Below are 24754 nucleotides of genomic sequence, written 5' to 3' on the forward strand. Positions count from 1 at the left end.
TCTTGAGCTGTCCAACCGCACCACTCCCCCTTGGATGGCACCAATGAAAAAACTCCTCCTCTGGCTCACGGCGCTCCTCGCGGCCGTTGCGCTGGGTATCGTCGCGCCGGGGCCCGCTTCCGCAGCCACCTCCTATTGCGGGCTCGCATGGGGATCTCAGGACAAGTCAGCGCCCGAGATGAGCTCAGCATCCGTCACCAACGTCCGGACGGGGCAGCAACCCTGCTTCGACCGGATGGTGGTGGACCTCAACGGCCCCGCAACGGGCTACACAGTGCGCTACGTTCCGGATATCATCCAGGACGGCACCGGCTATACGATCCCGGTGTATGGCAGTGCGCGCCTGCAGGTCGTCGTGAACGCACCCTCGTATGACAGCAATGGCAACGTCACCTACAACCCTGCCGCGAAGGCTGAGCTGTCCAACGTTGCCGGCTACCAGACGTTCCGGCAAGTCGTTTACGCCGGAAGCTTCGAGGGTTCCACCAGCATCGGCCTGGGCGTCCGTGCCCGGCTGCCCTTCCGGGTGTTCACCCTGGACGGACCGGGATCCGGTTCCCGGCTAGTTGTGGACGTCGCCCACTTCTGGTGACGGGCACGAGAGGTGCCGCACGCCGTTGACCCGGCGTGCGGCACCTCTCCATGTGCTTCAACCAAGGGCCCCTGCCGGCTTCGTTCATCAGCCTTTACAACCTTCCGAGGGAACTGGATGTTTCCTTAGGAAAAGAGTCATTCACCCGCGACGATTGACCCGCCGTTGAGCTCAGCGTACGCCGCGACAAGCGAGGGGTGTGCCCCCTTTTGCGACTGGGCTGCTGTTGCCTCTCATTCACCCTTAGGGCATTCATTCCGCGAGGAAACCCTAAATCGATTGCCGTCAGGTTGGGCGTATGTGCATCCTTAATAGTGGCTAGAAGGTATCGGTGGCGTGTAGTCGTTTCAAATGGCTTCGACCGCACCGCGGTGTGGACCGGGCTGGCCGCTAACAAGGCGGAAGCCGAAGCGTTAGCCCTTTCCGAGCACCCCGGATGGTTCATCCAGGAAGCCGGTCGTGCCGTAGAACCCTACTGAGCATGTTCATGTTCCACCCAGCGGCGAACACGTAAGAAACGGGGTACAGACTAACCCCCAAATCCCCGTCCAACTGCTTGCGAATAAGAAAGCCGGGCCTGTCCCACGTCCGCTTCTGCCAGTGGAGTGCTTTCTGAGGCAGCTTCGCCCGTAGCTCATGACTTCGGTCGGCGACGATGATTGCGGCGTCTTCCTTCCGGTGTGCATTCAGACTGCCGTTAGAGAGTGGCAACTTCATCGCAGTGGTCCCGCCGCTGGATCGCGGCCGCCACGGCGGGCCCGAAGGCGACGCCCTTGATCCCGCCGCACTCTGCTAAACGGCTGCATTAGTACCGCTGTTCCTTCCCTATGAATCCAAACTGGGCCCAAGCCGGTCACGGCACGAATTCGTCCCGTCGATGTCCATAGCTGACTCGCGTAATCACACCCATGGAACCCGCCCATCCCCCATCGACGGGGCTTTTCCATACCTGGAGGGGCGCAGGCAAACGGAATGCATCCACGCCATACCGGAAACGCCTAATGCACCTCTCCCTGCAAGGAGCCGGTTCCAGTACCTCTGGCCTCAATAAACTCCTTGAAGCGGCGCAGGTCCGCCCTGACCTGCATGTTGTCGAACCCGAGAACGGCCCCGGTCTTTTCAATGAAGGACTCCGGGGCCCATTCAAGACGGACCCAGATGCGCGTCACGCCGGTCTCAAGCGGCGTGAACGTGACGGCGCCGGCATGCGTCTGGCCGTCGATGCTGCGCCAGGCGATCCGCTCATCAAGGCGTTGTTCGATGATTTCAGTGTCGAACTCACGCCTGGCTCCGCCGATGTTCACGACCCAGTGGTTCGTCCGATCGTCGAGTTGGGCTACGGAGTCCACGCCGGACATGAAATTGGGGAAGAGCTCGAACTGGGTCCACTGGTCATATGCCGCGCGCACGGGGACCGTGACGTCAATAGTCTCTTCGACTGTTTGCATGCTTACTCTCTTTCTAGTGAAGGGCGGGCCTCAGCTGCCGCCTTTGACAACCCCTTACCCACACCCGCGCCGCCACTCCCACGACCGTAGACCACGGATCACCAGTCGATGCCGTTGGAAGCGCGACAAGTGGCAGAGCAAGAAACCGCCGCTGACCCTCGCAATTCACGACCGGACTTGACCTTCTCACGACGGCCAAATCGATCGTTTCCGACCTGGTGCTAAGTTCCGCCCGCCATCCTCCGAGCGAAACCTAGGCGTTTGCAGACTCCCTCAGACTTTCAACCCCTGTAGGAGAATCGTCGGGTATTGACCCCCGCGGGCAGGCCTCAAACGGATCATCATTGCCAACCAAATAGTAAGTGCGCTTACTATGAGCTCCGGGACAAGTTAAAGGTCTCTACCCAACAGAATCCAAGGAGGCAGTATATTCGCCAAGGAAAACATTGACACCCTGCTCAAGGCCGGCGGAAACGTCCTCAGCGCTGGTGGGGACAAGATTGGTTCCATCGGCCAGCTCTACGCTGACGACGAGACGGGCCAGCCGACGTTCGTGACCGCGAAGACCGGCCTGTTCGGCATGTCCGAATCCTTCGTCCCGCTCGCAGGCGCGCGAACCGAAGGCAACGACATCGTCGTTCCCTTCGGCAAAGATCAGGTCAAGGACGCCCCGCGCGTCGCCGAAGATGGGCACCTTGAACCTGCCGAAGAGGAGCGGCTGTACGCTCACTACAACCTGGTCGGCGGCACTACCTACACCGACGCTACGTCCAGGACCGGGACCGCGGATGCGGGTGAGGTGTCAGGCGCGGTCGGGCACGACACTTCCGGACCGAACACCGATGATGCGATGACCCGCTCCGAAGAGCAGCTTCATGTTGGCACCGAAAGGCAGGCTACCGGCCGGGCCCGGCTGCGCAAGTACGTCACCACCGAGCATGTCACCACCACCGTGCCGGTGCAGCGCGAAGAAGTCCGTATTGAACGTGAACCCATCACGGATGCGAACGTCGGCGCCGCGATGGACGGTCCCGCGATCAGCGAGGAAGAACACGAAGTCATCCTCCACGAGGAACGCCCCGTGGTCCAGAAGGAAGCCGTCCCGGTCGAGCGGGTCCGCCTGGACAAGGACACCTTGACCGAAGACGTCACCGTCACCGAGGAAGTCCGCAAGGAAAACATCGAAGCTGACGGAATCGGTGACACCCGCCGCTAAACAGCAGCGGGAGGGCCCGCGCTATGAACGCGGGCCCTCCTGTACGTCCTATTAGATGGCGCCGGCGGCGAGGTCCGGGGCAGTGTCAGGTTCTGTCCGGTCGCTTTTCTCCAGCGCCGGTGTCGGCTCGGGTTCCCGGGCGGTTGCCTGCATGGAACGCCAGGCGACTGTTCCTGCTGCCATGACCAGCAATCCACCGATCCACCACCACTTCCGTGCCCCTGGTCGCCGCGCCTCGACCGGCTCAGCAACTTCAGTGGCGGCCTTCCGCCCGGCCTTCCTTAATTGCTCCTGGACCCGCGGAGTCAGTGTCTCCACCCCGCCTGCGAGCTCGTCAGCGAGCCGGCGCAATACCAGTTGAAGGCGCGGGGAGGCCGCTTCAATGCCGGTATCGAGACCGTCAACCGCCCTTTGCAAAGCGGCCTGCACCCCCGGCGTGGCCCACTCCCTCCCCCTGGCCAGTTGGATCCTGAGGTTCTCAGAAAGACGGTGGACCTGCTCGGTTTCAGTCAAAGGTTGTGCCGTGCGCATGAGTGCCTCCCGGGGTAGATGGATGCCCATAGCCTACGGCGGACAGCACCACCGGAAACAGGCCCTGGCACAACCGCTGATCCCTGACATCCAACTCTGCGCCCTGAGGTTGACCAGCCCCACCCGGATGACCTCAAAGATCAATGCGCCCTTACGGGCGCTATCTGATCGTCAACCTCCGCGACCCCTGAGCAAACAGCAGACGGACACGCTATCGGGTACCCAAGAGCCCCAGGCACAGGAACCACCAGTTACCGGCAAAAGCCTCTGCAACGCATCCGCGCTGGCGCGGGCATTAGCGCACCTGTGCTTGCGGATCCAATAGCAAGTGTGCTTACTATCTAACTAGTAACCATGCTTACTAATTGCAGGTGGCATGAAATTCTCTGGCCTGCTGCCCGTGCATCAACTGAAGGAGAGCAATGACTGAGAACCAGTGGTCCGGTGCTTCAACGCCCGGCACCCTTGACCAGTACGGCAACACTGCCCCGGCCCTGACCGCGGAGTCGGCCGGAAGCTCGGATTCGAAGAAGGGCGTCGCCAGGGAGGAGGCTTCGCAGGTGGCGGGGCAGGCAGCCTCAGCGGCGCAGGGAGTGGCCCAGAAGGCCAAGAGTGAGGCAGCGAACGTCGCCGCCGAGGCGACGTCCAGCGCCAAGGACTTGCTTGGCCAGGCCAAGCAGGGCCTGTCCAGCCAGGCCGGGACCCAGCAGCAGAAGGCGGCCGAGGGTATCCGGACTATCTCCAGCCAGCTGCAGAGCATGGCGGACGCCCCGGACCAGCAGGGCTTGGCAAGCGGCCTGATCAGGCAAGCTGCACAGCGCAGCGAATCCGTTGCTTCCTGGCTGGAGAACAAGGAGCCGGGCGACCTGCTGGGCGAGGTTCAGCGGTTCGCACGCAACCGCCCCGGCACGTTCCTGCTGCTGGCCGCCGGTGCGGGTGTTCTGGCAGGGCGGTTGACCCGCGGCCTTACAGCAGGCGCTCCTGCGTCCCAAACTGCCTCCATTCCCCCGCTTCCAGTGCAGGCACCCAAGGCCGAAACGGCGGTCGCAGCAGGCGTCCGAGAACCCTTTCCTGAGGCAGCGGCAGCGCCCGCGGCATATGGCGAAACCATCTACGGGGAACCGGGGCGGCCGGCTTTTTCCGGCACCGAGGCAGGTGGCGTTCCACTCAACGACCTGGATGACCCGTACAACAACACTCCCGGTGGAGGTCGGCAGCTGTGAGTAGTCAGATTCCTGAGATGCCGCCGAGTGAGGCGCATCAGAAGGCCGATAACGCCTCTTTGGGTGAGTTGCTGGGTGATGTGACCCGGGACCTGTCCACCCTGATGCGCCAGGAAGTGGAGCTGGCCAAGGCTGAAGCGAAGCAGTCAGCGACGAGGGCAGGGAAGGGTGGCGGGATGCTCGCTGGCGCCGGCGTGGCCGGGCACTTCGTCCTTCTTTTCCTGTCCCTTGCCCTGATGTTCGCCCTCGGCGCCGTGATGCCGCTGGGCTGGGCCGCCGTGATCGTTGCCGTGGTCTGGGGCATCATCGCCGCGGTCCTGGCCAGCATTGGCCGAAAGGAACTCAAGCAGGTCAAGGGCCTGCCCCAGACGGGCGAAACCCTTTCCGAAATCCCCCCAACTCTGAAACCAGGTGAGGTAAACCGATGAGCGATAACCCGGATGCAATCCGCGAAGAAATTGAAGCTACCCGCGCACGCCTGAGCACCGATGTGGACGCCGTCGCGGACAAGGTCACCCCGTCCAACATCGTCCACCGCCAGACTGACAAGGTCAAAGATGCTGTGGCCGGGGTCAAGGACAAGATTATGGGCGCAGCCGACACCGCTAGTTCAAAGGTTCAGGATACGGTCGGCTCGGCTACGTCCACGGCCCATGACAAGGTCTCCTCCGGCGCCAGCCACACCGGGGGTGCACTGCATTCCAGCGGTGAGTCGCTGCACGGGGCCAAGGATAACGTGGCGGCGAAGCTCTCCGGCGCAGGTACGGCGATCTCACACGCTCCGGCGCAGGTCAAAGCCCAGGCCCAGGGCAACCCTTTGGCGGCCGGACTCATCGCCTTCGGCGCCGGCATGCTCCTCTCGTCCCTGATCCCGGCAAGCACCAAGGAACGTGAAGCTGCGGACCAGCTCAAGACGGCGGCCCAGCCGCTGGCCGGCAAGGTCACCGAGGCGGCCAAGGACGTGGTCCAGGACCTGAAAGAACCAGCTCAGGAAGCGGTGGAGAACGTCAAGGCCGCCGCGGCCGACGGCGCCCAGAACGTTAAGGCAGAGGGTCAGGGAGCCGTCACCGACGTCAAGGACCGGGCCGCCGACGCCAAGGACAACGTCCAGAACACGTGAGCGGCGAGGACAGGGCCCGCGGGTTGCCCCGCGTAGCGGCGGAACCACCCGTGGGCCCGGACCCTGACCTTTCCGCCGGCGGTCCGCGGCATATGAGCGCGTCAGTCCCGGCGGGGCCGGAGCGGTGGGCCACACACCGTCTTCTGGGCATCGTCGCACGGCTTACCGAGCGCCGGCTCAACCGTCAGCTCGCTCGCCTGAGGCTCACCAAAGGCGGCCTGGAGACGCTGGAGGCCGTGGCGGAACTGGAACCGGCCACAGCGTCCGACGTCGCCGATCTGCTCTGCGTGAGCAAGCAGAGCCTCGGCAAAGTCCTGCACCGCCTCCATGGTCTCGGGTATCTGGCCAAGGAGCCGGCAATTGATGGCCGCAGCGCCAACCTCCGCCTTACCGAAGCGGGCAGAACCGCCCTCTCAACAGCAGAGGACCTGATTGCAGCCATTCCCGAGTCTGTTGCTGACGCGGAGTTCCGGCACCAGTTGGAACACCACATAACCCAACTCAGGAACATGGAGCACATCCCACTCCCCCGCCGGCGTGCAGCCCAAGGCCATCACCGAAGGTCTTCAGGCTTCGCGCCGCAAAACATCATCGACCCACACGTGAAGGAAACAGGAGCACCCCAATGACGCAGCGCAGGCAGTAGGCGCTGTCTTCCTCCTGGTGGGAGTCCTGGGATTCATCCCAGGCATTACCAGCAACTACGAAACGCTCTCTTTCGCCGGGCACGAATCCGGAGCACTCCTGCTGGGCATCTTCCAGGTTTCGATCCTGCACAACATTGTTCACCTGCTCTTCGGCGTCGCCGGGATCCTGATGTCCCGCACGCACGGACAGTCCCGCAACTACCTGCTCTACGGTGGCGTCGTCTACCTTGTCCTGTGGCTCTACGGCCTCATCATTGGGCACGATACTCCGGCCAACTTCGTGCCCGTCAACACCGCGGACAACTGGCTCCACTTCGTCCTCGGCATCGCCATGATCGCTCTGGCCATCCTGCTTTCGCGCAACGCCAACCGCACCCGCGGCGCCGCCACCCGCTAGCACGGAATACTTAACGGTTCAGCCGCCGCTGAGCCTCAGCGTAAAGAGGGGTCCGGGCACTGCCCGGCCCCCTCTTGGGTGTCTACAGGCACTTCCCGCTGGTGCCGTGAAGCAAGAGCACTCCTCGTCCTGGACCTCGTGCCCGGCATCGCGGCGACGGCGTCCAGCTAACTCGTGAACGGGCGCCTACCCTTGCTCCATGCCTTGGTTCGCGGGGTCGATTGGCACCACCATCGACTCGCCGATAAAGGAAATGCCTTAGGTAAACCCGGTCCCTTAGACGGCGCGGACCGAAATGAGCTCGTAGACCGTGGCCGAGCTTGTTGCCGGTCCGCGGCAGGTTAGCCGGCATGGCGGGCCGCGGTGGGTACGGAGTTCGATGTCGATCCGCGCGGGGTGAGGAGGAGATCCGGTGATGTGGATCCGCCAATGATCACCGCTGCTGGTGGTCTCGATCACTCTGTAGTCATTCCGGCCGGCCGGGCCGAACCGCCTGAGCGTGGCCGCGACGGCGGTCTGCTGTGCTGGAAAGAGGTCCGTGTATCCGCGCAAATGCTCCGCGCTGATACGGCCAGCGAGGTGTCCTTCGATCGTGGCGACGGACGACTCCTCGTCCAGATTTCCGTAGTAGACCCCGTCGGGTGCAACCACGACGTTTGCTGCGAACCTGTCACCTCCTACATGCGAACATTCCCACACCAGCTCCGGCCACCGCTCGCTCAGCGCACGTCCCACGGGCCGTCCCCACACGGCACAGCATTGGTCATGTTGACTGTGAGTGCAGACCAGGATGAGGGGCGGATAGTCGAGCGTTCCGGGGAGGCTGAGGGCTTTGGCAACCTCCGCCAGATCCTCGTCCTTGCCCCACGTTCCCCATTGCTGACGATAGGCGCCCGAATCCTCATGGTGCAGTACTGCCCAATGGCTCTTACCTTGACGGCGGCGGGGGCCGGGCCGTCTCACCAGCAGCACCCGCGCCCGCGCCGCCTTCGCGGCGGAGAGCACGAGTGCTTTGGTTTCAGGCTCAAGATCGAGCCCTTCAAAGCCATTGAGAGGCCACCCGCCCCGGTACTCGATGAGGACCCAGACGACGCCGTGCGGCGCTGTGCCTGCAATCGGGTCGCCGCGCAACCGGGCGCCTTCAGAGCAGAAGAAGCGCTGTGTGGCCGCCGCTGTGGCGAAGTCGCTGTCTAGATCACTGTTCAACGGGAACGAGGACCCCCGCGCGCAACAGTCTTTCAACGAGTTCGACGCCGAGATCACCCGCGGTGTGAATCTCCCCGTCGAGCAGTAGCGTGACGGAAGGCAGATCGGTCGCTGGGAAGTCGAGCCAACCCACGCGCGTGGTGAGGCGCAGTCCCTCCAGACGCGCTTCCAGTGAACCGCGAAGCCGGACCACAGACTCGGGGCTTAGGCCGCCGACAGCCGCGAGCTGGGCCAGCGGCCCCAGCGGTCCCGGGCGGCCCTGACCACGCCGGGTACGTTGGAACAAAGAACTGGTTTCAGCCTCAACGACAGCAGCGGCGAGGCGTTCACGGACGACGTCGAGCTCCGCACCAGGCCCTTCGACGCCCAACGGCAACGTACGGCGCATCTCGGGGTCATCACACAGCGCTGCAAGCGCGGCCTGCGCGAGTTGTTCGGCCAATGCGTAGCGGGTCCAACTGTGGATGCCGAGCGTGAGGTGAATGGAAACCTCGCCCTGCGCTTGGGCGGCATGCAACCAGCCGCGCGGCAGGTAGAGGACATCCCCTGGCTCAAGCACCGTGTCGATATAGGCCTCGCCTTTGGCGGCCTCGGCTACGGCGGAGCGGACATCGGTCCAGGGCTGATCACGCAACGGGTCCGTGTGGACCGGCTCGTGAATGATCCAGCGTTTTGTCCCCTCGATCTGCAGGACGAAGACGTCGTGCACGTCGTAGTGATCGTCGAACCCACGGTTCTGGGGCGGCGTGATGTAGGCATTCGCCTGCACCGGATGTCCCAGCTCGGTGCTCAGACTGCTGCTGAAGTCAGAGACAGGCGCCCATGTGCGGTGCAGTGCTTGCAGCACGAGCGTGGCACCGTCCGCAAACTTGCGCCAAAGCGCTGTGTCGTCGAGCTGGTCAGAGATGGTGGCGCCGACGCCGGCGGGCGAGGTGAACGACGAGTCGGGAAATGTAGAGCCGCCCTTGGCAACGCGGAGAAAAGGCGCGCGCAGACCCCGGCGCGAGACCAATTCGTCGACGGCCCCGGAAGAGAACAGATCGGAGAAGTCACTGGCGCCACGCGTGAGAAGCGCCGTGCGCCCCCAGACGTCGCCGGCGAACCTCGCACGGCCAATCTTAATCAGGCGTGTTTCCAGGACCCCGCCGCTTTTCACGGCGCCGGGGTCCTGAAAGTCCGTGCGGGTGGTGCTCAAAATTCAGATGCCCCGTTCCGCGGCTCCACCATCAGCACCGCCGTCGGCACCCCCGTCAGCCCCACCATCGGCACCGCTGTCAGCCCCACCGTCGGCACCCCCGTCAGCACCGCTGCCAGCTCCACCGTCGGCACCCCCGTCGGCACCGCTGTCAGCTCCCCCGTCGGCACCGCTGTCAGCTCCACCGTCGGCAGCGTCGTCGGCACCCCCGTCGGCACCGCTGTCAGCTCCACCGTCGGCACCGCCGTCGTGCATGCCGGGGACGCCGGCCGCGCCACCGTCCGCGGGGCCTTCCTGCTGGCTTGGATCCTGCTCTGGACTGGTCATGCTTCCTCCCGAGAATCGAATCGCTTGGATCAGCTCCGTTACTGGCACCTGATCACCCAACCGGGCGATCCTTCATCGGCACCGCCCGTGATCACCCTAACCGTCGGGGCCAGCCCTGGGAACAACCCTTTTCTACAACTCAGGTCCCGGCATCTTGGTACAAAGATGGAAACACCGTGCGGAGCCCGTCACGGCCCCGCACGACCCGTCTGTGGTGGTACCGCCGCAGGTTCCGAGGCGGCTCAAACCAGATACCCGGATTACGCAGTGGGCAATACCGCCGACATCGTTCGCGCCGCCGTCGAACCTCTGTGCCTGTAATGAATCGGCCGTCTACGCTCGTGGCATCACAATGATTCCTGCGACAACGTTGCCAGCCTCGGTTAAGTGGCATTATCACCATGCCCACGGGTATCAAATGCGGCGGCTGATTCCCGCAGGAGGCGTGCCACTGTATCTACAGGCAAGTTTGCCGTCCTGCGCCGGTCGAACCGCCGCAGGACGATACGCCTGGTCCCCAACCCAGGAACGTCCAGGACGTCCACACCGTCCTGAACGACGCCGGCCAGAGCCAGCGTGGGTACAACGGCGACACCCTCCCCAGCGGCTACCAGCGCGAGGGCGGTCAGGGTTTCCTGGTACTGATGAACAGTCTCCGCTGCGCCGCCCGTGCGGCGGAGTCGATCGAGTACGGAAGCATTAGCCGCAGAAGGCTCTACTCCCAGCCAGGGAAGGGGCAGCCGGCCGAGATTGACGTTCTCGGTAGTGATAAGTGTCCCGAAAGGAACGACCAGTTTCCATGGCTCGTCCAGCAGCGGTTGCTCAATCATTCCGGCGCCCAATGCTTGTTGCCCTGCCGTTCTCGAGTCCAGTTCGACCACGACGGCGTCGAGCTGGTGTTGACGCAGGAGGCGCATCAGGACCGGGAAATCGTCTTCCACAATCTGGATCTTCAGCTGCGGGTACTGGGAGCGCCATTCGGGAAGACGCGGGATCACCAGCGTTCGCACAAAGCTCGTGAATGCGCCTACCTTAACGACGCCTTCGACGGTCGCCCCACCCTGCATCCTGGCGAGGGCAACGCTGACTGCCCGTTCGATCTCCTCGCCGGCTTCAGCCATCGCGACTCCCGCAGGTGTCAGCGACGATCCCTTGGGTGTGCGTACCACCAGGGCATGGCCCGTTTCCGCCTCCAATTTATTGAGCTGTTGGGATACTGCAGATGGTGTGATGCGGAGTTCGTCTGCAGCTGCAAGGATGCCGCCGGTACGTGCAACAGCAAGGAGAACGCGCAACCGGCGCGGGTCGATGTCCATGTTAAGCAGTTCTAAACCACACCTTCAGCAGAAGGCAATTGAACTGAAGGTGCTCGTCACTCAATATTTGGCGTAGGACGCACACATTGCCGCTTGGCAGACGCGGGGTGCCGCTGTGGAAAGGACATCATGGAACTGCTGTGGGAAGCTGCTGGCTGGGGCGGCGCAGTTGCAATCCTGAGTGCCTATTTGGCTGTCTCCATGGGCTGGTTAAAGGCCGGTAAGGGCTTCCAATCAGCGAATCTTATCGGAGCCTGTGCCTTCATAGTCAATGGCGTCTTTCATGGGGCATGGCCGTCGGTTGTGACGAACGTTGCCTGGTTCCTAATCTCTGGCATAGCGCTCTTTCGCATGCGCGTAATTCATGAGCCGGCCGTTGGCGAAGTGCAACCGACGCAGCTTCCCGGCGTCCCTGACGCCACAGGCCAACTGCCGATTGTTGGACCAAGTCGAGCAGTCTGAGACCTGTCGTGCCCAAAGCGTTGGAGGCTGCGGCCGGAAGGCGTGTGTGGACAGTATTTCCTTTGGTCGAACGTGGGGGTCAGGGTTCGGCGATCCCGAGTCCCCACGTTGAGGGGTCGACGTCGTCGGGGTCGGGTCCGCCGCGCACGCCGCGGTCAAGCAAGCGCATCGATGGCATCCAGTTCTGCAGCGGAGAGCCCAGCTGGCTCCGCCGGTCAGCCCGATCGCAGCCGCGCCGGCCCCTGTCAGCTGGATCAGGTTGCGCCGCGACACGCCAGCCTGTGGCTTGGCCGCGTTGTTTACGTTCGAGTCCGTGCTCATCGTGTTCATGCTCGTGGGTCGTCGGCTGTGTATGTGGACTTCGTCGTTCTTTCGAGCACACCACAGGCATAGTGGCGGGCGGGAGTCCCTGATGAAACGGGTTATGCCAGAGCCCCCCAAGGGCCAGAGCATGGGGATTCGGATGAATGACCGAGGAACCTAAGCGGTCCTTAAGGTCGTAATGGGGTCCACTTCCCCGGACGAGGGTGGACTGGCACCTTGGCGGGAGCAGGTGATCGCTGCTGCCCTGTTGGCGTAGGAGGCCAGTGCGCGAAGATCATCGGAAGCAAGGCTCCGCAACCGTTCCCTGCCGGCAGCACCGAGTAAATCCAGCTGGGCAAGGCCGGAGATGAGGGCGGCCATGAAGGAGTCGCCCGCCCCCACGGTGTCCGCTACGTCAACGGCTTCGCCCGGCAGGTCCACGCGCCCCTGCCTGCTCAGGAGCACGGGGCCCTGTGCCCCGCGGGTCAGGGCCACCAACCCCGGACCGAGCTCCAGCCAGGCAGTTAATGACTCGTCCGGAGTCCTGTCCGGGTAGAGCCATGCCAGGTCCTCATCGCTCGCCTTGACGATGTCGCTGGCAGCGACGAACACTTCAGCCTGCCGCCGGGCGGCGGCAACGTCAGGACTGATGCCTGGCCGGCAGTTGGGGTCGAAACTCACGGTGGCGCCGGCCTGAGCCGCTTCCACCAGGGCCAGCGTGGCGTGGTTGCCCGGTTGCAGCATGGTGGCGATGGAGCCGGTGTGGACGTGCGTGGAGGCTTGCACGGCGGCAAAGGCGGGAAGCGACGCGCCGTTGATGTCCCAGGTGATGTCGAAGGCATAGGTTGCGGCGCCGTCCTTGCCCAGGGTTGCGGTTGCTGTGGACGTGGGCGAAGCACCGCCCCGGACCGGCGAAACGCCGTTGGACTGCAGGTGCTGGTCGACCATTAGCCCGAACGCGTCGTCGTCGTAATGCGTCACCAAGGTTGTCGGAAGGCCCAGCCGTGCGGTTCCCACGGCAACGTTCAGGGGGCTGCCGCCCGGGTGCGCTTGACGGCCGGCGGTCCCCCGGTGCGGGTCATCGATGATGTCCACCAGGGACTCGCCGATCACGGTCACCAAGGGTCCGCCGGGCGTGGGATCAGAGGGGTTGAAGGGTGTTGGCATGGCTGCTTCCTCGGAGTGCTTCTTGGCGGGGATGTGGTGCAGGGGTCAGCGGCCCGGGTAGACCACAGCCTTGAGCTGGCCGGGCTGCTTTCCTGCCTTGAGCGCCTCCTCGGACTCGGAGAGCGTGTACTTTCCGGTGACCAGGACGTCCAGGTCCACCTTGCCGTCGGCGATCAGCTGGATGGCCAGCGGCCAGGTGTTGGTGTAGCGGAAGACGCCGGAGAGCCAGATTTCCCGGTTCTGGATGTAGGAGACGGGCAGTTCGACGTCGTCGGCCCCCAGTCCAACCAGGATCACGCGCCCGGCCGGTGCCACGGCCTTGATTCCCGAACGGACCGCCTGCGGTGCGCCGGACGCGTCAATGAAGGCGTCGACGTCGAGCCCTTCCACGTTGTCGGTCCGGGCGTTGAGCGCATGCGTCGCGCCGTGCTCCAGCGCAAAAGCCAACCGGTCTTGGGCGATGTCGCTGATGTAGATTTCGGTGGCACCATAAGCGCGGGCTGCCTGGGCGGCGATGATGCCGATCGGTCCGGCACCCGCGATCAGAACCCGGCTGCCGGGCTTGATCCCGGCCCGTTCACATGCCCACAAACCCACCGAGAGCGGTTCGATAAGGGCGGCTGCCTCGTCGCTGACGCTGTCCGGAATGTCGTAGGCGAAATCGCTCTGGATGGTGACGTATTCGGCGAAGGCGCCGTCGATCGGCGGGGTGGCGTAGAACTCGATGTCCGGGCAAAGGTTGTAGCGGCCGGCCTTGCACTGCTGGCACTTACGGCAGGGGCGTTGGGGTTCGACGGCGACGCGCTGGCCGATGCGTGCAGGGTCAACGGAACTGCCGACAGCGGCAATCCGGCCCGAGAGCTCGTGGCCAAGGATCAGCGGGTGGTCCACCACGTACGGGCCGATCCGGCCGTGCTCGTAGTAGTGTACGTCGCTGCCGCAAACGCCGACGGCGGCAACCTGCACCAGGACCTGGTCGGTGTCGAGCTTGGGAAGGGGCAGGGTCTCCATGGCCATGTCGCCCTGGCTCTTGAGGATATTGGCGCGCATGGTGGGCGGCAGATCAAAACCGCTGGCAGGTGCCTGTGTGGTTGTTGTTGTCATCGAAGCAATCCTTGGAAGAGTTGTTGCGGATCCGGCGCGTTTACTTCACGGCGCCGAGGGAGAGGCCCTGGACCAGCTTGTCCTGGGCTGCGAACCCGGCGAACAGCACCGGCAGGGAGATCACGACGGCGGCTGCGCAGACCTGGGCGAGGAACAGTCCCTGGCCGGAGACGAAACCGGTCAGGAAGACCGGGGCGGTGCCTGCCACGACGCCGGTCAGGACCCGGGCCAGGAGCAGTTCATTCCAGCTGAAGATGAAGCAGATCAGGGCGGTGGCGGCGATGCCGGGCATGGCCACCGGCGCAATGATTTTGCGGAGGATGAGCAGGAGATTGGCGCCGTCGATCTGTGCCGCCTCGAGCATTTCTTCCGGCACCTCGGCCAGGAACGACCGCATCATCCAGACGGCGATGGGCAGGTTCATGGAGGTGTACATCAGGATCAGGAACCAGATGTTATCCAGCGCCCCCACGGTCCGTGCGAAGAGGTAGAGCGGCAGGATGGCCGCGACCACGGGCATCATCTTGGTGGAGAGGAAGAAGAACATCACGTCGGTCCACTTCTTCACCGGCCGGATGGACAGTGCATATGCGGCAGGGAAGGCCAGGAGCAGCACCAGGACGGTGGACAGGATCGAGGCGGTGGCGGAATTGATCAGGGACGGCCATGGGCTGACGCCGGAGGTTTCGCCGAAGAACTCCCGGTACGCGTCCAAGGTCAGGCTTGCGGCGATGGAGGGCGGGTTCGTTGCTGCGTCGGTCTCGGAGTGGAACGAGGTGAGGATCATCCACAGGACCGGGGATGCGAAGAGCAGGGCGAGCAGCCAGGCCGCGATGCCTGCGGCGGTGTTGTTGCGGGCGGGGTCCATGCGTGCCTTGCCGCGGCGCGGGGTGCGGCCGGTGTTCAGCGCGGTCGGGCCGGGAGGTGTGCTCTGCTGTGCAGCGGGGGTGAGGATGCTCATCGTGCTGCCTCCTTCTTGAAGAGTGAAAAGACGGTGCGGAGGGCGAAGGTTGCCACGATGATGGTGCCTATGACCACCACGACGCCGGCGGCGGACGCCAGGCCGTATTCGTTGGCGAAGTAGAACGTCTGGTAAATGGCGTAGGGCAGGTTCGCTGTGCCCAGCCCGCCGGCGGTAAGGGTGAAGACGGCATCGAAGTTCTGCACGATGTAGATCGCTCCGAGCAGTCCGCCGAGTTCCAGGTACTGGCGCAGGTGCGGCAGCGTCAGGTGCCGGAAGATCCCCCACGGTGTGGCCCCGTCCATCTGCGCCGCTTCCACGGTATCCATGGGACGCGACTGGAGGCCGGCCAGCAGGATCAGCATCATGAAGGGCGTCCACTGCCATACCAGGGAGAGGATCACGGCCATCATGGGTGCCTGCGAGAGCAGGTCCAGCTGGGGTGCCGTGGCGCTGCCGAACAGGGACCAGAGCCAGGTGAGGATGCCGTTGATCAGCCCGTAGGTGGGGTTGAGCAGAGCATGCTTCCAGATGAGCGCGGCGGCCACGGGGACCACCAGGAAGGGTGCGATCAGCAGTGTCCGGGCCAGCCCGCGGCCGATGAACTTCTTGTCCAGCAGCAGGGCCAGGCCCAGCCCGATGAGCAGGCTGATCAGCACGACGGAGACGGTGAGGAGGATGGTGGTAAAGATTGCCTGCCGGAGGTCAGGGTCGGTCAAGACGGTGGCGTAGTTCTCCAGGCCGGCGAAAACGGTCTTGTCCGGGCTAAGGCTGTTCCAGTTCATGAACGAGATGATCAGCGTCGCCACGAACGGGAGCTGGGTGACCAGGATGAGGAAGATCAGCGCCGGAAGCAGTGGCGCCCGCCGTACCCAAGCCAGGGCACGTTCGCGCGACTTCGCTTCTCGTGAGGGGGTGGCTGCATTGCGTCCCGGGCGGGAGATGCGCGCCGTTGCGGTAGTCATGATGTTCTCCTGCGGTTCGGTTAGGGCTGCTTGTACTTGTCGCCCACTTTTTGGGCGGCTTCCTGGCCTTTGGCCAGCGCGTCAGCCACGCTGCCCTGGCCGGCGATGGCGGCGCTGACGCCTTGGGACACGTTGGTGCCCAACGCAGCGAATTCGGGGATGCCCACAAATTGGATGCCGACGGCGGGACGCTCCTGCACGCCGGGGTTCTTCGGGTCCGCGTTCTCGATGGCGAAGCGCTCAGCTTCAAAGAACGGCGCCGCTGCTTGGAACGCGGCGTTCTCGTAGGTGGAGATCCGCTTGCCCGACGGAACCTTCGCCCAGCCAAGCTCGGAGGCGACCAGTTCCTCGTAGTCCTTGGAGCTGGCCCAGGCTATGAACTTCTCTGCAGCATCCTGCTTCTTGGACGCGGCCTGCATGGCCCAGGACCAGGTCCACAGCCAGCCCGAGGACGTTGTTTCCTTCACGGGAGCCTGGGCGTAACCGATCTTGCCCTTCACCGGCGAATCCTCGGTTTCCAGGGTGCCTGCAGCCGACGTTGCGTCGTACCACATGGCTACATTGCTCTGGCTCATGTTGTTCAGGCACTCGGTAAAACCCGCCTGCGCGGCGCCTGCCTCACCGTGCTCGCGGACCAGCTTGGTGTAAAACTCAACCGCTTCGGTGAACTCCGGGGAGTTCACCTGCGCATTCCAGTCCTTGTCGAACCAGGTTCCGCCGAAGGTGTTCACCACGGTGGTCAGCGGCGCGAAGACCTGGCCCCAGCCAGGCTGGCCGCGCAGGCAGATGCCCTTCATGCCCGGTTCCGCCCCGTCTACCTTCGCCGCTATCTCCGCCACCTCATCCCAGGTGGGCTTGTCCGGCATCGTCAGGCCCTTGGATTCCAGGATGTCCTTCCGGTACATCAGGAAGGACGATTCGCCGTAGAACGGTTCGCCGTAGAGTTTGCCGTCCTCGCCGGTGAGTGAAGCGGTATAGGCCGGGAGGATGTCGTCCTGGTCAAACCCGGGATCTGCAGCAACATCATCCAGCGGTGCGAGCCAGCCGTTGGCGGAATAGAACGGGATTTCGTAGTTGGACAGAGATGCCACATCGTACTGGCCGGCCTGGCTGGAGAACTCCTGGCTGATCTTGGCCCTGACGTCGTTCTCCGGCAGGATCGTGTAGTTGACCCTGATCCCGGTTTCCTTGGTGAAGTTATCTGCGGTGAGCCTCTGCAGGTCTTCCATTTGGGGGTTGTTCACCATCAGGACACTGATGCTGTTCGGGTCGCCGGCGGAATTGCCGCCGCCGGCACCTGCACAGGCCGAGGCACCCAGCGCGACACACAAAGCACCGGCGGCCAGGGTCGCAGCACGCGTTTTCGGGCGCATTAAGGACTCCTTTGTTCTTCAAGGGATGCAAGGTCACCACACCTCGACTGCCGTGTCAGGATGCTGGACCGGGGCGGGGGCTACCACCGGAAACTCCGGGGTCCCGCGCTGATGTTTTTCAAGATTAGGCGCGGGGTGCAGGTCACAACTAGCGTCGTGGTTGCCACTTTCTGATACTTATTTTCCGGAGCTGCCGAAGCGGCGAGCGGTACTCTGGGATCGGGAACAAGATCCACTGTCCAGATTTCATAAACCGCCGAGCCTTGGGAGCACCACGATGACTGCCCCGGATACTGCTGAGGGAGCGACGGCCAGGCTGGCCGAACGGCTGCTGGGGATGCGGGCGAACCGTGAGGTTATTCCGCCTGATCCCAACCACTCAGTCCGGTGGCACCAGCACAGCTATCCAAGCCCGGTCGCACGATGGAATTACCACCCCGAGTACGAGATCCACCTCATTCGGAAGGGCACGGGAAAGTTCATCGTCGGCGACCACATCGGCACCTTCGAGGCCGGCCACGTTGCCCTTGTCGGGTCAGGGCTGCCGCACGATTGGGTCAGTGACCTGCAGCCCGGTGAATTCCTGGAGAACAGGGACGCCGTCATCCAGTTCGACGGCAAGTGGGTGGAGCAGACCGCTTCCCTGGTCCCCGAAATGGCGGAGGTGAAGCCGCTGCTGGAACAGTCCCAGCGCGGCATTGAGTTTCTGGGACCCTCAGCCAAAGCCGCGGCATCAGCCATCGAGGCTATGGGGACCACCAGCGGATTGGCGCGGCTTCAGCACCTTTTTGACTTGTTCGCCGTCCTGACCCGCGCACCCCAGGAAGACCGGCGCTACCTGGCGGAGGAATGGTTCCGGCCCCAGCTGGACGGCCAGGCCGCCGCCGTCGTCGATATAGTCCTCGAGTACGTGTTCAGCAACCATGCCGGCACCATCAAAATGTCGGAGGCCGCCGGCATGGTGGGCATGCAGGAGGCGTCATTTTCGAAATACTTCAAACGCGCTACCGGCCAGAACTTCAGCGACCTGGTCCGTAAACTGCGGCTGGCCCACGCCCGGCGTCTCCTGGAGCGCACTGACAAGGCTATATCTGACATCTGCTACGAGGTGGGCTTCTCTAATCTCTCCAACTTCAACCGGCATTTTCTCAACGATGCCGGGGAAACGCCGCGGCAATACCGCCAACGCATCCGATATGAGGGTGAGGCTTGACCCAGAATCGCAATTTCCTGCAGCCAGCTGGCCCAACGGCTCCCGATACCAAGCAGTGGATAACCCCGATAGACCCCAGCCGTGGACCTCAAAGTTATCCTGCTGGGGAAGGGCGGGAGGGACTCCCGCCCTTCCCCTCTGTTGGTTAGTGGTTGACCGTGTGTCCTTGGGCGTCGAGGTAGTCGCGCCAGGATCGCTTTGGGGTCCAGCCGAGCATCCGTTGGGCTTTCGCGCTAGAGATCCCCGAAGCATCGGTACGGTCTAATTCGCGTAGCTCGATTGTGTGGCCGTAGTACTTGTTCAGGATCTCGGCGAAGTCGTGGCCGCCCGCATTGTCAGGGGAAGCGATGTAGAAGACCTCGTGTCCGGATAGGTCAGACTCGGCGGCTAGGACAATGGCGTCGGCGAGGTCGTAGGCGTCGATGTAGCTCCAAAGGTTGGGGCTGAGGACCGCCGCGTCACGGATCTGCGGTCCGAGGTTAACCTCGTAGTTGCCCTCGAACTGGACCCAGCTGGGCCGGATGGAGATGCAACGGATGTCGGACCGGGCGATGGCGGCGTCCATGAGTTGCTCGCCGAAGTGCTTGGAGAGCGCGTAGGGGTCCTGCGGGCGGATCGGGTGCTCCTCGTCCACGGGCGCGTAGTCGGGTAGGAAGTCGCGCTCTGGAAAAAAGAACCCGGGGACCGTCTCGCTGGAGATGTAAACAAACCGTTTCACGCCAAATCGTATGGCGGCCTCAAGGACATTGAAGGTCGCCATGAGATTCGTCTGGAATACGACGTGAGGCGGATTGCCAGTTGGTTCTGGAATCGCGGCGACGTGCACGACGGCATCAACTCCGCGGACGACGGCATACGCTTCCCCTGCGTCGGTGAGGTCGGCCATCATGTAATGCGGGGTGCCTTCAGGCTTGCGTTCGAAGCCGGGACGGGTGAGATCGGTGGTGAGTACTTCGTGTCCGGCGTCGATCATCGCCCGGGTAGTGGCACGACCAACTTTTCCATGGGCGCCAGTGATCAGGACCTTCATTATGTCTCCTAGATGGTAGTCCGGGTTTGGTACAGGGATGAGTAGGTACCTCACCCTCAGCTGGATCGCCGTCGCCGGCCGCTGACCGTGTTCCGGGAGATGGTGCGCTTCCCGGTGACGATCCACAGCAGTGGCGGGCGGATGGCTTCCCCGTGCGGTGCAGGCGCACAATTCCTGCTGCTGGCCACCCACCCACTACTGCACTGGCATTGACGAAGTCTCCTGCCTAATCGATAACCCTTAAGCATGGCCACCATTTGATATGGGTGAAACCTCGGTACCGGGTGGTGGCACGGCCCTGTCGCGCCAGCCCCGGTGTCTGGAGTCATGCCGCATCCTTGCACATGGTGGACCCTTAGAACTAGAATTAGTTTATTGCTTGAACTATATAAGTTGGACGCGCCAGGGTCAACGTCCGCTGCTTGCCACGAGACTGCCGTTTGTTCCTCTCTGCGTCCCGCTGCGTTGAGTTATGCAGGTGGCAGAAGTCACGCTGTGTCTCGGGGGCGTGAGACGGACATACTGACAAGTTGACGCGAGTAGTGTGCGGGTATGTAGCAAAATTTGGTGCCGCGGCAAGGAGAAATGCAGTGTTACGAATCGGAATTCTGGGCGCAGCCGGCATCGCGCCCGCGGCGGTCATCCGGCCCGCCAGGCGACGAACCGACGTCGAGGTCGTCGCGGTAGCCTCCCGCCGTGCAGAATCTGCACGGCGGTTCGCAGAGCGCCATCGGGTTGACCGTTTCTACAGCGACTACGCCGCTTTGCTATGCGACCCCGGAGTTGATCTGGTCTATAACGCGCTGCCACCCTCCGAGCACGCTATGTGGTCGATTGCCGCACTCGAAGCAGGCAAGCACGTGCTCTGCGAAAAACCCTTCGCGATGAATGCCGATCAGGCTGCGCAAATGCTGGAAGCTGCGCAAACGACAGGTTACCGCCTCATCGAAGCTTTCCATGACCGGTACCACCCACTAAGCGCTGAACTCGATGCCGTCAAGGCCTCCGGCGTGCTCGGGGAAATCTTGACACTGCGGGCAGACTTTTCCAGTTCAAATCCGTTCGATCCCGCGTCGCTGCGGCATGACCCACGATTGGGTGGCGGATCGCTTATGGACCTCGGCTGCTACCCGGTTCACTGGGTGCGGGCATTCATGGGCGAAGAACCAACCATAGTCCGAGCCAGCGGGACCCTCAATCCCCTCGGCGCGGACCTAAGCGTAGCGGCCGACCTCCAGTTCCCCTCAGGAGCAAAAGCGCTCATCACTTCAGCAATGCTCGAACAGCCCGGGCACCTGAACTCCTCCCTCGAAGTGCTCGGTACCGAAGGAAGGCTGGTCGTCAACAATCTGGTGTTCCCTTCCAAGGGGCACTCCATCACCCAGAGCAATAACGGGCTGGACCGCACGTGGACCGTACGAGGCCTTGAGACCTACGACCATCAACTGGAGGCGATCGTCCATGGTCTTCAGTCAGGCATCCGGCTACTCACCGAGGGCCCCGACAGCCTTTTCAACATGAAAGTCATCGACGGAATCTACGCCTCAGCAGGGTTCAGCCCTATGAAGTAGAAACAGCTTTCCCGGGAGCGGCAGTACCGCGACGCTAATGCTGAACGAGGGCCCACCGCCAGCATTCGAATTCGAGCCGGAATTACTGCTACGGCACCTCCTCCAACTTCGGCTGCAAATGGGATCACCGCCCTACGCGGTCTGCCTTTGGAGCAGGGATTTAGGCGTTGCGGCGGCGGGTCCTCATGCTAGTCCTCCCTTGGATATCCCAACTGCAGGGACGGTAGGACTCGTCGTCCTAGGAAAAGCAGGGACAGGAAAACCTGCTGACATTGCCGGAGGACGTGCGTAACGTCAACGGAGTAGTCCCTAGGAACTGGCTCCCGCGCTACGCAGCCGCCGCAGTGACCTTAGTGCCGGTGCAAAGAGGGCGGATCAACACCCCCAACCAAGAACTGAGGAACATCATGCAATACCGCACACTGGGCAACAGCGGCACTGTAGTTTCAAACTACGCTCTCGGAACCATGACGTTCGGGGCGGAGACCACGGAGGAAACGTCCCATGCCATCCTTGATGACTACGTTGCCGCCGGCGGCAACTTTATCGATACAGCCGATGTTTACACTGCCGGGGTATCGGAGGAAATCATCGGACGCTGGCTCACGCGGCGGCCCGAAGCCAGGGACCGCATAGCACTGGCCACCAAGGGGCGCTTCCCAATGGGCGAGGCGCCTAACGACGTCGGCACGTCCCGCCGCCACCTGACCCGGGCCTTAGATGATTCCCTCCGCCGTCTGGGGGTGGAACAGATTGACCTCTACCAAATGCACGCATGGGACCCCATAACACCGCTGGAGGAGACGCTGCGTTTCCTGCACGACTCCGTCAGCAACGGCAAGATCGCCTACTACGGGTTCTCCAACTTCCTGGGGTGGCAGCTGACCAAGGCCGTCCACCTGGCCAAAGCCCACGGCTGGAGCGCCCCCGTAACCCTCCAACCGCAGTACAGCCTGCTTGTCCGTGAGATCGAGTCGGAGATCGTCCCGGCCTCCCTGGACGCGAACATCGGCCTGCTTCCGTGGTCGCCACTGGGCGGCGGCTGGCTGTCCGGCAAATACAAGCGCGACCAGCCTCCCACCGGTGCCACCAGGCTCGGTGAGAATCCCAACCGGGGCATGGAGGCGTGGCAGGCCCGCAACGACGACCCCCGCACCTGGGAGATCATCGGAACAGTGGAAAAGATCGCCGCTGACCATGGTGCAAGCGCCTCGCAAGTGGCTCTGGCATGGTTGGCAGATCGGCCCGCGGTGACGTCCGTTATTCTCGGCGCCCGCAACATCGAGCAACTGGCCGATAACCTTGCCGCTGCCGACCTCGAACTGACACCCGAGGAATCAGAGCGGCTAACCCAGGCCAGCCAACCCCGCGTCGGGGTGTATCCCTATGGCCCCATGGCTCAGGAACAGCGCAGCCGGAAGATTGAAGGCGGCAGGTAACCCAAGGCCACCAGCATGAGGTCGCGTCACCGCGACGTGAGGCTGGGGCATACCCCTACGAGGTCATGTAGCACCCATAACTCCGGACGATGAACTGGCGTTGGACACTCCTGCCCAACCCGACAGAACCTGAACGAGAAACGGCATAAAAGCAGTACAAAGCAGGCGGAGGGCCCCACTAGCCAGGTCCCTGAGCCCGCACCCACACACTTCAATAAGCCACCACGGCGGCCAGGCCACACGCCGCGACCAACCCGTCAGCTGACGCGACCACAAGCTTTGTACGCACGTCACAGCGAATTCGCCTCTGACGAGGGAATACGTCGTGCCCGAGGTGGGACTCGAACTGCATTCCAGCCCTTACAAACACTGGGAAGTCCCCTCCCGAGCCCGGGGGCACGGCAGCTCTATATGCTGCGCCAGGAGCTTCCGGAACGGCCGTCCCCCAGCCACAGCATCAGGCGACCTCTGCCACAACGGACAGAAGGCCGGTTATCGGCGCTGAAACAACGGGAGTAGAAGTAGCTGGGCGAACTCCTGCGCACTGCCGTTGCTGCACTCACTGCAAAACTCGTGAAAGCTCGAAAACCGCGCTGGCTCCTTGTGTCTCAAGCAGGCGCAGAAAAGATGATGGCAGGAGAGCCAGGCTGTGAGTGCTACCTATTCGTTTTGGGCGGCAGTGCGAGCTTGCAAATCTTGGCCCAGGTGGAGCCGACCTGTTTCCAGATGGGGCCTGTGGTGTAGATCAGCCCGTAGCGTTGGCAGATCTCGCGGACCTTCGGCGCGATTTCTGCGTACCGGTTGGAGGGTAAGTCCGGGAAAAGGTGATGCTCGATCTGGTGTGAGAGATTGCCGGTCATAAGGTGCATGAACTTGGAGCCAGAGATATTGGCGGAGCCAATCATCTGGCGGACGTACCAGTCGCCGCGCGTTTCCCCTTCGACCATTTCTTCGGTGAAGGTATCTGTGCCTTCGGGGAAGTGGCCGCAGAAGATGACGGCGTGGGCCCAGAGGTTGCGGACGGCGTTGGCCGTCAGGGTGCCGTAGAGCGCCTGTTTGCCGGAACCGGTGAGCATGGCCACGGCGGGGGTGGCGGCGTAGTCCTTAGTGAACTGCTTGAGGGCCTTTCGCCCTAGGGCTTTGAGGTCCTTGACTAGCGCCTCCTTGGACTTCTCGCCTTTCTTGTATTCGGTCAGCTCGAGATCGTAGATTGCGATACCCCATTCAAAGACCGGGGCTAGGAGGGCGTTGTAGAGCGGGTTGCCCAGGTTGAACGGCGTCCATTCCTGCTCAGGGTCCATTCGCAGCAGATTGAATCCCACGTCGTTGTCCTTGCCGACCACGTTGGTCCAGCGGTGGTGGGAGTCGTTGTGGGTGTGCTGCCAGGCGCGTGAGGGGGTGACGAAGTCCCACTCCCAGGTGGTGGAGTGGATGTCGGGGTCCCGCATCCAGTCCCATTGGCCGTGCAGCACGTTGTGCCCGATTTCCATATTCTCGAGGATTTTGGCCAGACTCAGGAGCGTGGTGCCGGTGACCCAGGCCGCCTTGTTCTTACTAACCAGCAGCGCGGCGCGGCCGGAAATTTCCAAGCCCCGCTGTATCTTGATCAGGCGGCGAATGTACGCGGCGTCAGCAGCACCCCGTGTAGCGAGGATGCCGTCGCGGATGGCGTCGAGCTCGCGGCCCAGCTCAGCGACCTGCTCGTCCGAGAGATGCGCCGCGGACGGGGGCCGGCGTGTCGGGCCGCCGGACTCGGCGAGAGCGCCCGGGCGGATTTTCACCCGACCCGGCCCCTTCTTCGTGGAGTTACCGTCTTCCACGGCATCCCCGGAATATCCAGGTTTGTTGGTAACTACGGTCATGCGGTGGTGCTCCTCCTAGGTCAAGGTTCACGGGCCCGACTTCTGCCGAAAGCCCCTGCTGGATTGGTTGACACCGGCCGGCCCGT

At 63.2% G+C, this 24754-nt stretch carries 23 protein-coding genes and 1 pseudogene; 11 read left to right on the forward strand and 13 right to left on the reverse strand.

Annotation, left to right across the window (positions count from 1 at the left end):
• The first annotated feature begins 43 nt into the window (after positions 1-43).
• Entirely contained in the window at positions 44-592 is a 549-nt protein-coding gene (locus AC5RUO_RS16200; protein ID WP_494104050.1) for an AMIN-like domain-containing (lipo)protein, read from the forward strand.
• Between the two features lie 998 nt (positions 593-1590).
• On the opposite strand, the gene AC5RUO_RS16205 is transcribed toward AC5RUO_RS16200, so the two are convergent.
• Entirely contained in the window at positions 1591-2040 is a 450-nt protein-coding gene (locus AC5RUO_RS16205; protein WP_494011194.1) for an SRPBCC family protein, read from the reverse strand.
• Positions 2041-2467: 427 nt separating this feature from the next.
• Here AC5RUO_RS16205 and AC5RUO_RS16210 point away from each other — a divergent pair, with 427 nt between their 5' ends.
• Positions 2468-3256, forward strand: a complete 789-nt coding sequence (locus tag AC5RUO_RS16210; RefSeq protein WP_494104113.1) for a YsnF/AvaK domain-containing protein — start codon at positions 2468-2470, stop codon at positions 3254-3256.
• Between the two features lie 51 nt (positions 3257-3307).
• Here AC5RUO_RS16210 and AC5RUO_RS16215 read toward each other — a convergent pair whose 3' ends face one another.
• On the reverse strand, positions 3308-3769 hold the full coding sequence (locus AC5RUO_RS16215; RefSeq protein WP_494104051.1) for a hypothetical protein: 462 nt from the start codon (positions 3767-3769) through the stop codon (positions 3308-3310).
• Positions 3770-4209: 440 nt separating this feature from the next.
• On the opposite strand from AC5RUO_RS16215, the gene AC5RUO_RS16220 reads away from it, so the two are divergent.
• The 5 genes and pseudogenes from AC5RUO_RS16220 to AC5RUO_RS16240 form a co-directional block, all read left to right on the forward strand.
• Complete coding sequence (locus tag AC5RUO_RS16220) at positions 4210-5010, forward strand: hypothetical protein (RefSeq protein ID WP_494104052.1); 801 nt, start codon at positions 4210-4212, stop codon at positions 5008-5010.
• Between the two features lie 17 nt (positions 5011-5027).
• Positions 5028-5438 (forward strand): phage holin family protein, encoded by a 411-nt coding sequence (locus AC5RUO_RS16225; protein ID WP_494104053.1) that lies wholly within the window; start codon positions 5028-5030, stop codon positions 5436-5438.
• A complete protein-coding gene (locus tag AC5RUO_RS16230; protein ID WP_494104054.1) occupies positions 5435-6130 on the forward strand; it encodes a DUF3618 domain-containing protein in 696 nt (231 codons plus the stop codon). The genes AC5RUO_RS16225 and AC5RUO_RS16230 overlap by 4 nt, the downstream gene beginning before the upstream one ends.
• A complete protein-coding gene (locus AC5RUO_RS16235) occupies positions 6127-6759 on the forward strand; it encodes a MarR family winged helix-turn-helix transcriptional regulator (protein WP_494104055.1) in 633 nt (210 codons plus the stop codon). The genes AC5RUO_RS16230 and AC5RUO_RS16235 overlap by 4 nt, the downstream gene beginning before the upstream one ends.
• 1 nt (position 6760) lies before the next feature.
• A pseudogene (locus AC5RUO_RS16240) lies at positions 6761-7174 on the forward strand (DUF4383 domain-containing protein); the annotation flags it as partial.
• Between the two features lie 276 nt (positions 7175-7450).
• On the opposite strand, the gene AC5RUO_RS16245 reads toward AC5RUO_RS16240, so the two are convergent.
• The 4 genes from AC5RUO_RS16245 to AC5RUO_RS16260 form a co-directional block, all read right to left on the reverse strand.
• Positions 7451-8380: a ferredoxin family protein gene (locus AC5RUO_RS16245; RefSeq protein ID WP_494011188.1), complete on the reverse strand. Its 930-nt coding sequence runs from the start codon at positions 8378-8380 to the stop codon at positions 7451-7453.
• The gene (locus tag AC5RUO_RS16250) at positions 8370-9575 is read right to left on the reverse strand and encodes a cupin domain-containing protein (RefSeq protein WP_494011187.1); all 1206 of its coding nucleotides are present in this window, start codon (positions 9573-9575) and stop codon (positions 8370-8372) included. The genes AC5RUO_RS16245 and AC5RUO_RS16250 overlap by 11 nt, the downstream gene beginning before the upstream one ends.
• A gap of 3 nt (positions 9576-9578) precedes the next feature.
• Entirely contained in the window at positions 9579-9902 is a 324-nt protein-coding gene (locus tag AC5RUO_RS16255) for a BatC protein (RefSeq protein WP_494104056.1), read from the reverse strand.
• A 383-nt stretch (positions 9903-10285) separates the two neighbouring features.
• A complete protein-coding gene (locus AC5RUO_RS16260; protein WP_494104057.1) occupies positions 10286-11218 on the reverse strand; it encodes a LysR family transcriptional regulator in 933 nt (310 codons plus the stop codon).
• 129 nt (positions 11219-11347) lie between these two features.
• Between AC5RUO_RS16260 and AC5RUO_RS16265 the strand changes: the two genes are divergently transcribed.
• Complete coding sequence (locus tag AC5RUO_RS16265; protein WP_494104058.1) at positions 11348-11680, forward strand: CBU_0592 family membrane protein; 333 nt, start codon at positions 11348-11350, stop codon at positions 11678-11680.
• Between the two features lie 480 nt (positions 11681-12160).
• On the opposite strand, the gene AC5RUO_RS16270 is transcribed toward AC5RUO_RS16265, so the two are convergent.
• From AC5RUO_RS16270 to AC5RUO_RS16290, 5 genes are read right to left on the reverse strand one after another with little or no spacing between them, the layout of a single operon-like run.
• Positions 12161-13150, reverse strand: coding sequence for a carbohydrate kinase family protein (locus tag AC5RUO_RS16270; protein WP_494104059.1), 990 nt, complete (start codon positions 13148-13150; stop codon positions 12161-12163).
• A 45-nt stretch (positions 13151-13195) separates the two neighbouring features.
• Positions 13196-14254 carry an NAD(P)-dependent alcohol dehydrogenase gene (locus AC5RUO_RS16275; protein ID WP_494053187.1) on the reverse strand — a complete coding sequence of 353 codons (1059 nt, stop codon included), beginning with the start codon at positions 14252-14254 and terminating at the stop codon, positions 13196-13198.
• Positions 14255-14294: 40 nt separating this feature from the next.
• Positions 14295-15215, reverse strand: a complete 921-nt coding sequence (locus tag AC5RUO_RS16280) for a carbohydrate ABC transporter permease (protein WP_494104060.1) — start codon at positions 15213-15215, stop codon at positions 14295-14297.
• Entirely contained in the window at positions 15212-16180 is a 969-nt protein-coding gene (locus tag AC5RUO_RS16285) for a carbohydrate ABC transporter permease (protein ID WP_494104061.1), read from the reverse strand. Before AC5RUO_RS16285 ends, AC5RUO_RS16280 begins: the two co-directional genes overlap by 4 nt.
• Before the next feature lie 20 nt (positions 16181-16200).
• The gene (locus AC5RUO_RS16290) at positions 16201-17553 is read right to left on the reverse strand and encodes an ABC transporter substrate-binding protein (RefSeq protein WP_494104062.1); all 1353 of its coding nucleotides are present in this window, start codon (positions 17551-17553) and stop codon (positions 16201-16203) included.
• 277 nt (positions 17554-17830) lie between these two features.
• On the opposite strand from AC5RUO_RS16290, the gene AC5RUO_RS16295 reads away from it, so the two are divergent.
• Entirely contained in the window at positions 17831-18766 is a 936-nt protein-coding gene (locus tag AC5RUO_RS16295; RefSeq protein ID WP_494104063.1) for an AraC family transcriptional regulator, read from the forward strand.
• 145 nt (positions 18767-18911) lie between these two features.
• On the opposite strand, the gene AC5RUO_RS16300 is transcribed toward AC5RUO_RS16295, so the two are convergent.
• Positions 18912-19796 (reverse strand): NAD-dependent epimerase/dehydratase family protein, encoded by an 885-nt coding sequence (locus AC5RUO_RS16300; RefSeq protein ID WP_494104064.1) that lies wholly within the window; start codon positions 19794-19796, stop codon positions 18912-18914.
• Between the two features lie 590 nt (positions 19797-20386).
• On the opposite strand from AC5RUO_RS16300, the gene AC5RUO_RS16305 reads away from it, so the two are divergent.
• Together AC5RUO_RS16305 and AC5RUO_RS16310 are read left to right on the forward strand one after the other, a co-directional pair.
• Positions 20387-21367, forward strand: coding sequence for a Gfo/Idh/MocA family protein (locus tag AC5RUO_RS16305; protein ID WP_494104065.1), 981 nt, complete (start codon positions 20387-20389; stop codon positions 21365-21367).
• Positions 21368-21774: 407 nt separating this feature from the next.
• Positions 21775-22806: an aldo/keto reductase gene (locus AC5RUO_RS16310; RefSeq protein WP_494011172.1), complete on the forward strand. Its 1032-nt coding sequence runs from the start codon at positions 21775-21777 to the stop codon at positions 22804-22806.
• A gap of 656 nt (positions 22807-23462) precedes the next feature.
• Here AC5RUO_RS16310 and AC5RUO_RS16315 read toward each other — a convergent pair.
• Entirely contained in the window at positions 23463-24668 is a 1206-nt protein-coding gene (locus AC5RUO_RS16315; RefSeq protein WP_494104066.1) for a fatty acid desaturase family protein, read from the reverse strand.
• Positions 24669-24754 lie beyond the last annotated feature (86 nt).

It is taken from the genome of Arthrobacter sp. Y3221087, from assembly GCF_059089905.1.